Annotated in this window: 11 protein-coding genes; 8 read left to right on the forward strand and 3 right to left on the reverse strand. The window is 56.2% G+C overall.

Annotation, left to right across the window (positions count from 1 at the left end; genetic code table 11):
• Window positions 1–87 precede the first annotated feature (87 nt).
• The 3 genes from EPN93_15070 to EPN93_15080 all read right to left on the reverse strand — a co-directional run bounded on the left by EPN93_15070 (window position 88) and on the right by EPN93_15080 (window position 3,502).
• Complete coding sequence (locus EPN93_15070; protein ID TAL32985.1) at window positions 88–516, reverse strand: hypothetical protein; 429 nt, start codon at window positions 514–516, stop codon at window positions 88–90.
• 325 nt (window positions 517–841) lie between these two features.
• Entirely contained in the window at window positions 842–2,392 is a 1,551-nt protein-coding gene (locus EPN93_15075) for an NAD(P)H-hydrate dehydratase (protein ID TAL32986.1), read from the reverse strand.
• Complete coding sequence (locus EPN93_15080) at window positions 2,393–3,502, reverse strand: hypothetical protein (protein TAL32987.1); 1,110 nt, start codon at window positions 3,500–3,502, stop codon at window positions 2,393–2,395. It lies immediately after the preceding gene.
• A gap of 207 nt (window positions 3,503–3,709) precedes the next feature.
• Between EPN93_15080 and EPN93_15085 the strand changes: the two genes are divergently transcribed.
• From EPN93_15085 to argF, 8 genes are all read left to right on the forward strand, one after another.
• A complete protein-coding gene (locus tag EPN93_15085; GenBank protein TAL32988.1) occupies window positions 3,710–4,867 on the forward strand; it encodes an acyl-CoA dehydrogenase in 1,158 nt (385 codons plus the stop codon).
• Window positions 4,868–4,997: 130 nt separating this feature from the next.
• Window positions 4,998–5,483 (forward strand): DUF2384 domain-containing protein, encoded by a 486-nt coding sequence (locus tag EPN93_15090; GenBank protein ID TAL32989.1) that lies wholly within the window; start codon window positions 4,998–5,000, stop codon window positions 5,481–5,483.
• Complete coding sequence (locus tag EPN93_15095; protein TAL32990.1) at window positions 5,483–5,947, forward strand: RES domain-containing protein; 465 nt, start codon at window positions 5,483–5,485, stop codon at window positions 5,945–5,947. Before EPN93_15090 ends, EPN93_15095 begins: the two co-directional genes overlap by 1 nt.
• 152 nt (window positions 5,948–6,099) lie before the next feature.
• Window positions 6,100–6,594 carry a hypothetical protein gene (locus EPN93_15100; protein TAL32991.1) on the forward strand — a complete coding sequence of 165 codons (495 nt, stop codon included), beginning with the start codon at window positions 6,100–6,102 and terminating at the stop codon, window positions 6,592–6,594.
• Window positions 6,595–6,833: 239 nt separating this feature from the next.
• Window positions 6,834–8,024, forward strand: coding sequence for a bifunctional glutamate N-acetyltransferase/amino-acid acetyltransferase ArgJ (gene argJ / locus EPN93_15105; GenBank protein ID TAL32992.1), 1,191 nt, complete (start codon window positions 6,834–6,836; stop codon window positions 8,022–8,024).
• Window positions 8,025–8,084: 60 nt separating this feature from the next.
• Window positions 8,085–9,215: a hypothetical protein gene (locus EPN93_15110; protein TAL32993.1), complete on the forward strand. Its 1,131-nt coding sequence runs from the start codon at window positions 8,085–8,087 to the stop codon at window positions 9,213–9,215.
• A 106-nt stretch (window positions 9,216–9,321) separates the two neighbouring features.
• Window positions 9,322–10,539: an aspartate aminotransferase family protein gene (locus EPN93_15115; protein ID TAL32994.1), complete on the forward strand. Its 1,218-nt coding sequence runs from the start codon at window positions 9,322–9,324 to the stop codon at window positions 10,537–10,539.
• An 11-nt stretch (window positions 10,540–10,550) separates the two neighbouring features.
• Complete coding sequence (argF, locus tag EPN93_15120; protein ID TAL33041.1) at window positions 10,551–11,477, forward strand: ornithine carbamoyltransferase; 927 nt, start codon at window positions 10,551–10,553, stop codon at window positions 11,475–11,477.
• Window positions 11,478–11,546: the final 69 nt, after the last annotated feature.

Genomic DNA, 11,546 nt, shown 5'->3' on the forward strand with positions numbered 1-11,546 from the left:
TTTGCCGTGGTTACGCGAAGATAAGCGTGCGATCGTATGAAGATGCTGCGCATCGATCGGCAGCATCTTCATGCAATCGGCCGGAAATTATCCGGTGTGATGATGCGATACCTTGCAGGCATGCGTCATCCTGAACAGGGGCATGGAACATGCGATCCTGTTAATCCCCTCGGGCATGCTCGAGAGCGCGACCATCCACGATCCTATGAAGAACAGGATCGGCATGACCAGCGTCAGGTAATCCACGGCCCCAAGCCCGTAGACGATCCCCACGACGGTGCTCAAGACCGTAAGCGCGCCGCCGTAAAATCTTATATCCTCGATGAGCAGCATGATCCCGCCCACCAGCTCAAACAGGCTGATCACATACGTCAGCCACAGCGGGAAATCCGCGCCGGGTATGATCACGAACGGCGAGGTCACGCCCACCAGCTTGACGATCCCGTCCAGCGTGAACGCGACACCCAGCAGGAACGAGAATATGCTCGTCAGTGTTTTCCTAGTTTTTTCTTCCATTTCGACCTCCGGAAAAAACACGGTGAGTCTCATTGAAAACACATCAGTATTTAAGCATATACTAATGTATTACAATATAATGAAGGCCAAGGACAAAGGCAAGTTTCGGGGACCGATATTACCGGCTGCGGGATTGTACGATTGTTTAGCAGACCATGCTTTGATTAGCACGATGCGGGATAACAGCATTTGCCACAGAGGCTCGGAGACACGGAGACACGGAGAACTGTGAAATTTATTTGGGAAAAACCCCAATCTCCGTGCCGTGTCTCGAGTGAGTGATAACGAGCAGGTGGCGCGTAGTGCTTTTGTTCCAAATTTATGACTAGCGGGCAAGGGACGCCATAGCCATCCGGATGAAGCGGACACCGTCGGTGGCCTTCATGACCTCGAGTCCCTGCTCGGCGCTGCAGAGGTCCGCCGCCAGTCCGTGGATATGGGCGCCGAGCGCCGCCGCATCCAGGGGGGGCATGTCCCGCAGTAAAAGCGCCCCAATAATTCCCGAAAGCACGTCGCCCGAGCCCGCCGTGGCGAGCGCGGGGTTTCCCGTGGTATTGATGCGCGCGTCCGCGCCGTCGTGGATCACGGTTCCGGGTCCCTTGAGCAGCGCCGTGCACCCGGTGCGCTCCGCGAGCGCCCCGGCAGCGCCAAAGCGGTTGTTCTTTATTTCCTCCACGCTCATCCCCAGGATCCGCGATGCCTCCAGGAAATGCGGGGTGATAATGAACCGGACCCCGCCCGGAAGTCTGTTTTCCTTCAGGTATTCCGCGAGGTGGTAGAGTCCGTCCCCATCTATAAGAACGCTCGGTATCCCGCCGGCCGCGCACGTCCCGATGAGCGTATCGAATACTATGCGGGAGTACGCCCCCCTCCCCATGCCCGGACCGATCACGAGCGCCCCGTAACGGCGGTCCTCCCCCATCAAGCGCTCCAGTCCCTGTGCGATCGCGGTCCCCTCGCCACCTTCCAGGGAGCGCGTAATGAGCTCAGGGACCGCGCCCGCGATAGCCACGCGTGCGCCCGGGGTCGTAATGAGCGTGGCGAGCCCCACGCCCGTCTGGAAGGCCGCCTCGGCGGTCATGATGATCGCGCCCTCCATGGTATCGAACCCGCCCGCGAGCAGGAGGTGGCCCGCCGCGCCCTTGTGGAAATCGGCGCCGGGGGGCGGGGGGAATATCCGTCGCGCATAACGCGTATCGGCGAGCTCGGTACGAATGTCGCCTCCCTCCGCGAGCGCCGCGGGAAACCCTATGTCCGCGATGCGAAGCTCTCCCGCGAACGGGCGCCCCGGCCAGGTGACGAGGGATACCTTGGGCAGGCCAATGGTTACGGTCATGTCCGCGCGCACCGCCTCGCCGGCCGGTCCCTCCCCGTCCGAGGGCAGGCCGCTCGGCATGTCCACGGACAGCACGCGCGCCCCGCAGGCGTTGATCGCCGCGATTGCGGCCGCGAGCAGTCCGCGCGGCGCCCCCGTGAAACCGGTTCCCGCGAGCGCGTCCACGACGAGTCCCGCGTCCGCGAAGAGCGCCGGGCGGAGCTCGTTCTCGTCCCGGACCTCTTCGACCGTGACGCCCGATCGCTCGCATATGTTCAGGAATACCGCCGCGGTCGGCGTCATTTTAGACCTGGAGCCCGCCAGGATTACCCTTGCCCGCATGCCCCGGTTTGCGAGGAGATAGGCGATCACGAAACCGTCGCCGCCGTTGTTGCCCGTCCCGGAACAGACGACCACCTGTCCGGCATCGCGCATCTCTTCGAAGATGATATCGGCCACCGCCTTCCCCGCGAACCCCATGAGGACCTCGCTGGGAATTCCCGCCCCGTCGATCGCGGCGCGGTCGATGCGCCGCATCTCGTCCGCGGTGACGACCTTCATCTATTTCCACTCCATGACATCGATTTCCTTGCGCGTCGCGTGGATGGAATACAACTGGCCCGTCTCATCCGTGAATACGTCCTCATAGAGCTTGCCGTCCTGGGTCTCGATGCGGATATTGTTGATGACGTTCCCGTCGAAATTGTAGATTACGAATTTCAGCCTGCGGTCCTCGACGTTCCACAGGAACATGTGCTTGTCGTCCACGAGGGAGAAGAGCTCGTTCTTGGGATCGGGTATCTGCACCACGGTCTGCTGCTTTCCCTTTGCGAGCGAATAATCGAAAATCCTCCGGTACTTGAAGCGCGTGCCGCTGTAATAGGCGACGGAGACCAGGTAATTCTCGCCCGACCTGAACACGCGCACGCTCTCGATACGGCCCTTGTAGGTCTCGCCGCCCTCGGTTTCCTTGAAATCCAGGTTTGCGAGCGTCGCGTGGTATTCGCGTTTCTTGTTATTGAACCGGTAGACGCTCCAGGAGTCCATGGTGCGCGCGACCACGAGAAGCCTGTCGCTCTTGTCGATATCGATGCTCTCGATATAATAGAAGGGTATGTCGGGATTTCCCTTCTGGCCGTTCACGTAATTAAGGCCCCCATCCTTGTCGAACACGAGCACGTAGGAGGGGGAGAAGTCCATATCGTCGGATTTTTCGGTCTTGGCCTGCCCGCCCGGCTGGAGCCGGTTCTGCACGTATATGGCCCCGTTCGAATCGGCGGTGATGTGGCCCACCACGCCGAAATTGAAGTGCGCCGATCTGACCTTGTCGGCGGACTCCTTTGATTCTTTCGCTTCTTTCGCTTCCTTCCCCTCTTTGCCCTCTTTGCCCTTCTGCCCGATAACGAGCAGCGGCGTGCCGTCGGTATCGAGCACCTGGACACGCTTGAGGAGGTTGTCGGCGGTATAGAGGCGGCCGTGGTAGGCCCTGACCAGGAACGAGACGTTCAGGATGGCGCTTTCTTCCTGTTCCACCATGATGTTTCCCGGCTCCGAGCCCGCCTTGATGGAGCACAATTTCTTCGCCTTGAGCGAGCTCACCCTCCAGTGACCGCAGGAAAGGGCCGCGGCCAGGCCCGCCAGGCAGATGAGCACTACAAGCTTTTTATTCATAAATCCTCGATTCGTATTCAAGTGCGGCCCCGGGGATGCCCCGCCACCGTCAGGTATCCGATTATACGCGTGCAGGGAATTATTCAAGAGAAATTTCCTCCATCTTTTTACCGGACGGCAGCCAATATTGCATTGACAGGAGAACGCCCCGATTTTTAGTTTAATATAAGAAGGGAATCTCATCCAAACCCAATCTAGGAGACACGTATGGACTTCAATCTTTCCGAAGAACAGCAGATGGTCAAGGATATGTGCCGGAAATTCGCGGATAACGAGCTCGCGCCCAAGGCGGCAGAGTACGACAAATCGCACGCCTTCCCGTGGGAACACGTCAAGAAGCTGGGCGAGATGGGCATGATGGGCGTCGTATATCCCGAAGAGTACAACGGCTCCGGGATGGATTACGTATGCTACGCGATCGCCGTCGAGGAACTTTCACGCGGGTGCGCATCGACCGGCGTCATCGTGTCCGCGCACAATTCGCTCTGCCTCTCACCCATCTACTATTTCGGCACGGAGGCGCAAAAGAAGAAATACCTCTCGAAGCTCTGCACCGGGGAATGGTTAGGCTGCTTCGGCCTCACCGAGCCCTCCGCCGGCAGCGACGCCGCGGGCACGAAGACCACCGCGGAGCTCAAGAACGGCAAATGGGTGCTTAACGGCACCAAGAACTTCATCACGAACGGCGGCGTCGCGAACGTGGCCGTGGCGATCGCGGTGACCGAAAAGGGAATCGGCCACAAGGGCCTCACCTTCTTCATCATCGAGAACACCACTCCCGGGTACTCCGTGGGCAAGAGCGAGGACAAGCTCGGCATCTGCGCCTCCTCCACCACCGAGCTCATCTTCGACAACTGCGAGATCCCCGAGGAGAATATCCTGGGCAAGAAGGGCGAGGGATTCAAGGTCGCGATGCATACCCTGGACGGCGGCCGTGTGGGCATTGCCGCGCAGGCGCTGGGCATTGCGCAGGCCGCGCTCGACGCGTCGGCGAAGTACGCCAAGGAGCGGGTGCAGTTCAACCAGCCCATCGCGAAGAACCAGGCCATCCAGTGGATGCTCGCCGACATGGCCACCGAGATCCAGGCGTCCCGCCTGCTCGTGTACCAGGCCGCGCAGCTGCTCACGGAAGGCCACGGCGACCGGCGCAAGGCGTCCAAGTTCGCAGCCATGGCCAAGCTCTACGCCTCCGAGGCCAGCCACCGCGTAACCCACAAGGCCATCCAGATTTTCGGCGGCTACGGCTACGTGAAGGACTACCCGGCGGAACGCTACTACCGCGATTCGCGCATCACGGAGATCTACGAGGGCACCTCGGAGATCCAGAGGCTCGTGATCGCGTCGAACGTGCTTGCGGAATATTGATTAACGCTTTCAGCGGATTCAATGAAAGGGGTGCGAGTGATCGCGCCCCTTTTTTGTTTGTACGCACGAGTATCTGGTTGGTGCGAAAAATATCGTATCAAACGCCATTTCCTGTTGACAGAAATGCCATATGTCGCTATCTTGTATGTCAGATGACATCATATCGAGGAACATAATGAATTACGATTTTCTACATTATATGTATAAGTTACCGCCCAAGGTGGTTAGCAGCATACACAATGACAACGAGCTGATCGAAGTTATTCGGAATAAATTCACTGCCGACAATGCCAGGAATTTTATTAATTTTTCGGAACTTTCATTAAACGAATGGTCAACCATATTACCTATATCAAAACGAACTCTACAGAGAGAACTTGAAAAAAAGCATAAAATTTTAGAATTTAAAGTTACTGAAACTTTTGTTGAAATTGGTGAAATATATTCCATTGGCCTTGAGGCATTTGATGAAAACAAAGAAAGGTTTAACAATTGGCTGAATACTGAAAATGCTTATTTCAACCATAAAAAACCCATCGAGATTATGGATTCGCACAAGGGACGCGATTTGATAAAAGCAGAATTAAACAGAATTGAATATAGTGAATTCAGCTAATGGTTCTTTATCGGGTCTCAAAACTTCGTCATGCTGATGATTTAAGTGGAAAGGGAGCGGAACTACCGGGTGGGCGCTGGAACAAGAAGGGCTATCCGGCAATATATTTAGCTGAAAATATCTCACTTGCCATTCTTGAGACAATTGTTCATTGCCAATGCATCAATGATTTGCATAATAGATTGATATTATCATTCGAAGTACCCGATTCATCCATAAAAGTTTATAACCGCTCTTTATTACCTCCAGACTGGAATTCTATTCCCTGGAATAATTATACAATCGAAAACGGCACTATTTGGCTTGAATCACGGGAAACATTATTGCTTAAAGTTCCTTCTTCAATTGTTCCAAACGAAAATATTTTTATTTTAAATCCCAAACACGTCGATTTTCAAAATGTAAGAATAATAAATCGAGAAATATTACAGCCGGATAATCGTCTCGTTTTAGCACAAACATAACGCGTCGTACGCCACAACCAGCGCAACATCGGGTATGCTTTGACGTTATAGGACATTTTGTATTGGCTTTTTGTATTTGATATTTAACATTATCTATTTGTGACTTGTAAAAGTGAAACAAGTATAATATTTACCATGGATGAATCAAAACAATGCAGGATGAATATTTTTCAGTCTTGATCTTGATAATAACATCAATTTCTATGTTATATTATATTTTGCCCAAAAATGGAGACAGAGAATTTTATAAAGACTTTTCAAATTATAATTTCTGTCTAAACGTTGCTGATGAAGATTTAATTATGGAAATCTTTACATCTTCAAATGAAAATGAAATAATGATTTATCGAATTATACTAGATGCTCATAACATTAATTATTACATAATCAATTCAATTTTTCATCATCTATATCCAGGACCATATATTTGGGGTTATAATGTAGCAAGATTTTATATAAAACGAAGTGATTATAAATCTGCATTTGAATTGTTAGTCGATTATAAAATATCCACAAGTAACCTTAAACCACAAACAAGGACAAAAGTAAAAATTAGAAATATATTTGAAGCTTTAGTTTTAGGATGGATAATTCACGAAAAAGAGTTTAAAGGTAATACATATCTTGCAAAGCATAAATATAAATGAAACATATTATTATATAATGATGATTTAATAAAATATTGTTGTGAAACCATTACAAAACGTCATACAACCCCCCAGTGTCAAGATAGTTGTCGCCTCATAAGGAGGAGGCAACAATGAAGTACAGTAAAGTTTCCCCAAGTGTCAGATTTCGATTCATTTTGTTATTGCATTTCTTCCCCCCTCCCCCCTCATTATTCCTCCTGCACAGCGCGATGAATCATTACGTACGGAGCTTCACCATGAAAATCCTCGACGGCGGCCTGGAGCTCGTTCCCGGCTACACCTTTTCCGCGATCGAATGCGGCATCAAGTACGCGGGTCGGCTCGACTTTTCGCTCATTTTTTCGGAGAAACCGTGCCGCGCGGCCGGGGCGTTCACCACGAATCGCATCTTTGCCGCGCCGGTCCGCCTGTGCAGGGAGCGTATCGGCGGAACGGTGCACGGCGTGCTCATCAACGCGACGAACGCGAACGCGTGCACGGGCGACGAGGGGTACCGCAACGCCGTGGCGCTCACGCGCGAGACCGCCCTGAAGCTTGCCGTTCCGGCGGACTCCCTGCTCATGGCCTCGACCGGCGTTATCGGCGTCCAGCTCCCCGCGGATAAGATGCGCGCATCGGTCCCGTCGCTCGTAGGGGGGCTTTCCCGCGAGGCGGGCGCGGTCGTCCCCAGGGCGATTATGACCACGGACACGTATCCCAAGGCGGCCGCGGCGTCCTTCGAAACCTCGGCGGGCGCGTTCACTATCGCGGGCACGGCCAAAGGCGTGGGCATGATCGCGCCCAATATGGCGACGCTGCTCGCCTTTCTCGTCACCGATGCGCCCCTGGCGGGCCCGGTCATGGATGGGGTTTTCGGGCGGTGCATAGCGCGCTCGCTCAACGCGATCACCATCGACGGGGACATGTCGACCAACGACACCGCAATCCTCCTTGCCCCCCGTGCGGACGCGCCCCTGGGCGATCCCCGCGACGCGGAGGCGTTCGAGGAGGCGCTCCTGTACGTCCTCACGCGTCTCGCGGAGCTCCTCGTGCGGGACGGTGAAGGCGCCACCAAGTTCGTGACGGTCGACGTGACGCGCGCCGAATCCGACGACGACGCGCGGCGCGCCGCCCGGTCAATCGCCGAATCCCTGCTCGTGAAAACCGCCCTTTTCGGGAATGATCCCAACTGGGGGCGCATCGCATGCGCGGCGGGCTACTCCGGGGCCGCCCTGTCCGAGGACACGCTCTCGGTGAGCATCAACGGGGTGCTTCTTCTTTCCCGCGGGGTCCCGCAGGCGGTCAACCGAAAAGAGGTGATCGAAAAGATGAGCGTAAAGGACCTGATCATCGAGCTCGATATCGGCCGGGGGACGGGAAGCGCACGATTCTATACGAGCGATATCTCGTACGACTATGTGAAGATCAACGCGGAGTACACGACATAATATCAGGGGGCGCATTATTTCATTCTTGACGAATCCGCGATTGTGCCCCATATTACCCCAATGAGATCACTACCATCGCGAACTGCCGGGATTCTCACCGCAGGGTTCATTTCCCTCATAATCCTGGGCGGAGCCGCCCGCCCGGCGCTTGCGCAAAAAGACATCCAGACCCATAGGGACGCCGACCTCAAGGGCAAGGTCATCGTCTACCATTTCCAGAACACGGGGAAATCGACCGAGTTCGGATACTATTCGTATATCATACCCGAAAACATAGCCACCGACATCAAGAGGTCCGATAAATTCACAGTCCAGACGTTTCCGGTGGTCATGGAGTACGTCGATCAATCGGCCCCCGCCGAACAGCAGAAAAACCGCATACGCCTGCTTGCCGACAGGGGCAGGGAATTCGACGCGCAGTACGTGATCACCGGCAGCTTTTCGGTCGAGGGAAGGATAATCCGGATCAGGACCCAGATATTCGACGTTCACGAGCTCAAGATGCGCGATATCAGCGAAACCACCGAGGAGCTGGGGGCGCTCCTCCTGGTGATCATCGACCAGATATCCACAAGAATCAATACCGAACTGCAGAAAGACATCGAGATCAAGAAGGTGCACGCGACGGCGTCCCCCTTCCTCCCCTTTTATGAACGCATCAAGGGAGCAACGCTGGGCCTGACCCACGGCCAGGCCGATATCTCCGGAGACTGGGGGGATATCTACGACGGTAAGGCAACGATGATGTCCCTGTCGTTCGCCTATGACCTCTCGTACTTTACCAATCAGCCGATCTACAGGGACCTCACGGGCTCGCTTCAGTTCGACTACATGAGCGTCAGCAACGAGGACGGCGGTTCGGGCGGGAACAACAATTACCTGACGATCAGGACCGCGGGATTCGCCTGCGGCTATAATTACGTGCTCTCTCCCGCGTTTTCCGCTACGGCGACGGTGGGGCTGGGAGGGGCGTGGAGCACGCTCGAAATCACGGATACGGGAAGCAACGGTCCGCCGGCGATAATTCATACCGCGAAGACGGTGGACCCCTATCTCTCGCTGGCAGCGGGGCTCAAGTTCCAGTTCAGCCATCTCCAGATCACCACCGGTCTTTCCTGGAGGACCATCTTCTACTCCGACGTATTCATGAACATGACCGTGCTCTATTTCGGATTCGGGTTCATGCTCTAGCGCCCTGTTGCGGCCCTTTTTTTGATTGACAGGGTATACCCTGCAAGAATGCAATTATACATGGCGATCGGGGGAGCCCCGATTTTTTCAATTTTAAGGCGGCTTTATGACTTCCAGGAAATTGCAGGCAATCATCGACGAGGACAGGGAATATCTGTTCCAGAATTACGGCGACAGGCTCCCCGTGTGCTTCGTGCGCGGCGAGGGGGCATACCTCTACGACCAGGACGACCGGCGCTACCTGGATTTTTTCTGCGGCATCGCGGTGACCTCGCTGGGGCACGGCCTCCCGGCGTTTTCGAAAAAACTGCACGCGCAGCTGGGCAGGATCATCCACACCTCCAACTGGTTCTACAACCGCGAGCAGGCGGCGGCGGCGCGGCTGGTCTCCACCCTCGCGTTCAAGGGCCGCACGCTGTTCGTGAACAGCGGCACGGAGGCGAACGAGGCCGCCATTAAGCTCGCGCGCCGCTACGGGCAGGAGACGTCGCCTGAAAAATACGAGATCATATCCTTCGAGGGATCGTTCCATGGGCGAACGTTCGGGGGAATGTCGGCGACCGCGCAGGAGAAGATACGCAAGGGATTTGGTCCGATAGTGCCCGGCTTCAAGTACCTGCCCTTCAATGACACGGCGGCGCTCGAAAAAGAACTCTCCGGAAACCCGCGCGTGTGCGCCGTCATCACCGAGCTCGTCCAGGGCGAGGGCGGCATCCGCATCGCCGATACGCGATTCGTGAAATCGATGATCGCATCGTGTAAAAGGCACGGCGCGATCTCAATTATCGACGAGGTGCAGACGGGCGTGGGCAGGACCGGAACGGCATTCGCCTACCAGCATTACGGCGTCACCCCGGACGTCATCACCCTGGCCAAGGGGCTGGGCGGGGGCATCCCGGTCGGGGCGCTCCACGCACGGGGCGAGCTCATGCGGCTCTTCGAAAAAGGCGCGCACGGCACCACGTTCGGCGGAAATCATTTCGCGTGCGCGGCGGTCGAGGCGGTGCTCAAGGAGCTGGCCAAACCCGCGATGCTCAAAAAGGTGCGCGCGAGCGGCGAATACATCATGAAGCGCATGAACGACATGGCCGCTCGTTACCCCGTGATCCGCGAGGTGCGGGGGCTGGGTCTTCACATTGGCGTCGAGCTCGCGGTTCCCGGCGCGGCGCTCGTTAAAAAGGCGCTGGAAAGGGGGCTCGTGATCAACTGCACCGCGGACCGCGTCATCCGGATAATGCCTCCCCTCACGATCGGCCGGAAGGCGATCGACGAGGGGCTTGTAATACTCGAAAAACTATTATCCGGCGAGGTTGAAAAACCGTGAAAATACCGGCACTGGCGCACAAGGACCTGCTGTCCGTCAAGGACCTGTCGGCGAAGGAAATCATCGCGCTGTTCGATTTCGCCGCAAAACTGAAGAAGGCGCAGAAAACCGGGAAGCCCCACCGCCTTCTCGAGGGGAAGTCCCTTGCGATGATATTCGAGAAAACCTCGACGCGCACGCGCGTATCCTTCGAAATAGGGATGTACCAACTGGGAGGGTACGCCCTCTTCCTGAGCCACAACGACATCCAACTCGGCCGCGGTGAGTCCGTGGCCGACACGGCGCGCGTGCTCGCGCGGTACGCGGACGGCATAATGATACGGACCTTTTCGCACGGCAAGGTGATCGAGCTTGCCCGGATCGCCGACATACCGGTGATCAATGGCCTGTCGGACCTCTTCCATCCCTGCCAGGCCCTGAGCGACCTTTTCACGATCTACGAGCGTGAGCCCGGGTTCGCGGGAAGAAAGCTCGCCTATGTGGGGGACGGAAACAACGTGGCGCACTCGCTCATGCTGTGCGCGGCGATCCTGGGCATGGACATCGCTGTCGCGTCCCCGAAGGACTACCAGCCCGACCGGGAGGTGGTGAGCATCGCCTTCGGGCTGTGTTCGAAATCGGGATCGCACGTAACGGTCACGAGCGATATCGGCATGGCGGTCGAGAACGCGGATTACCTCTACACCGACGTGTGGACCAGCATGGGCCAGGAGCGCGAGGCGGCTAGGCGGCGCAAGGCGTTCCGCGATTACAAGATCACGCGCAAGCTCCTCGACAAGTGCGCCGACGGGTGCCGCGTCATGCACTGCCTGCCCGCGCACCGCGGTGAAGAGATCGAGGAGGAGGTCCTTGATTCCGAGGTCTCGATCGTGTTCGACCAGGCGGAGAACCGGCTGCACGTGCAGAAGGCGCTCCTGTGCGCGCTCATGGGTAAGTAACCGCGTACCGGGCGTAGTAAAGACGGGCCCGGCGGGCCGTCTCTACCACGCCCGGTACGTTATAAGGAG

It is taken from the genome of Spirochaetota bacterium (assembly GCA_004297825.1).
In the GTDB taxonomy this organism is placed as follows: domain Bacteria; phylum Spirochaetota; class UBA4802; order UBA4802; family UBA5368; genus FW300-bin19.

Bases quoted from the DNA above. Each gene is read 5' to 3' on its own strand.
- EPN93_15100 (TAL32991.1), top strand. From the start codon at position 6,100: ATGCAGGATGAATATTTTTCAGTCTTGATCTTGATAATAACATCAATT.
- EPN93_15085 (TAL32988.1), top strand. From the start codon at position 3,710: ATGGACTTCAATCTTTCCGAAGAACAGCAGATGGTCAAGGATATGTGC.
- EPN93_15075 (TAL32986.1), bottom strand. From the start codon at position 2,392: ATGAAGGTCGTCACCGCGGACGAGATGCGGCGCATCGACCGCGCCGCG.
- EPN93_15115 (TAL32994.1), top strand. From the start codon at position 9,322: ATGACTTCCAGGAAATTGCAGGCAATCATCGACGAGGACAGGGAATAT.
- EPN93_15080 (TAL32987.1), bottom strand. From the start codon at position 3,502: ATGAATAAAAAGCTTGTAGTGCTCATCTGCCTGGCGGGCCTGGCCGCG.
- EPN93_15070 (TAL32985.1), bottom strand. From the start codon at position 516: ATGGAAGAAAAAACTAGGAAAACACTGACGAGCATATTCTCGTTCCTG.
- EPN93_15110 (TAL32993.1), top strand. From the start codon at position 8,085: ATGAGATCACTACCATCGCGAACTGCCGGGATTCTCACCGCAGGGTTC.
- EPN93_15090 (TAL32989.1), top strand. From the start codon at position 4,998: ATGTCGCTATCTTGTATGTCAGATGACATCATATCGAGGAACATAATG.
- EPN93_15095 (TAL32990.1), top strand. From the start codon at position 5,483: ATGGTTCTTTATCGGGTCTCAAAACTTCGTCATGCTGATGATTTAAGT.
- argJ (TAL32992.1), top strand. From the start codon at position 6,834: ATGAAAATCCTCGACGGCGGCCTGGAGCTCGTTCCCGGCTACACCTTT.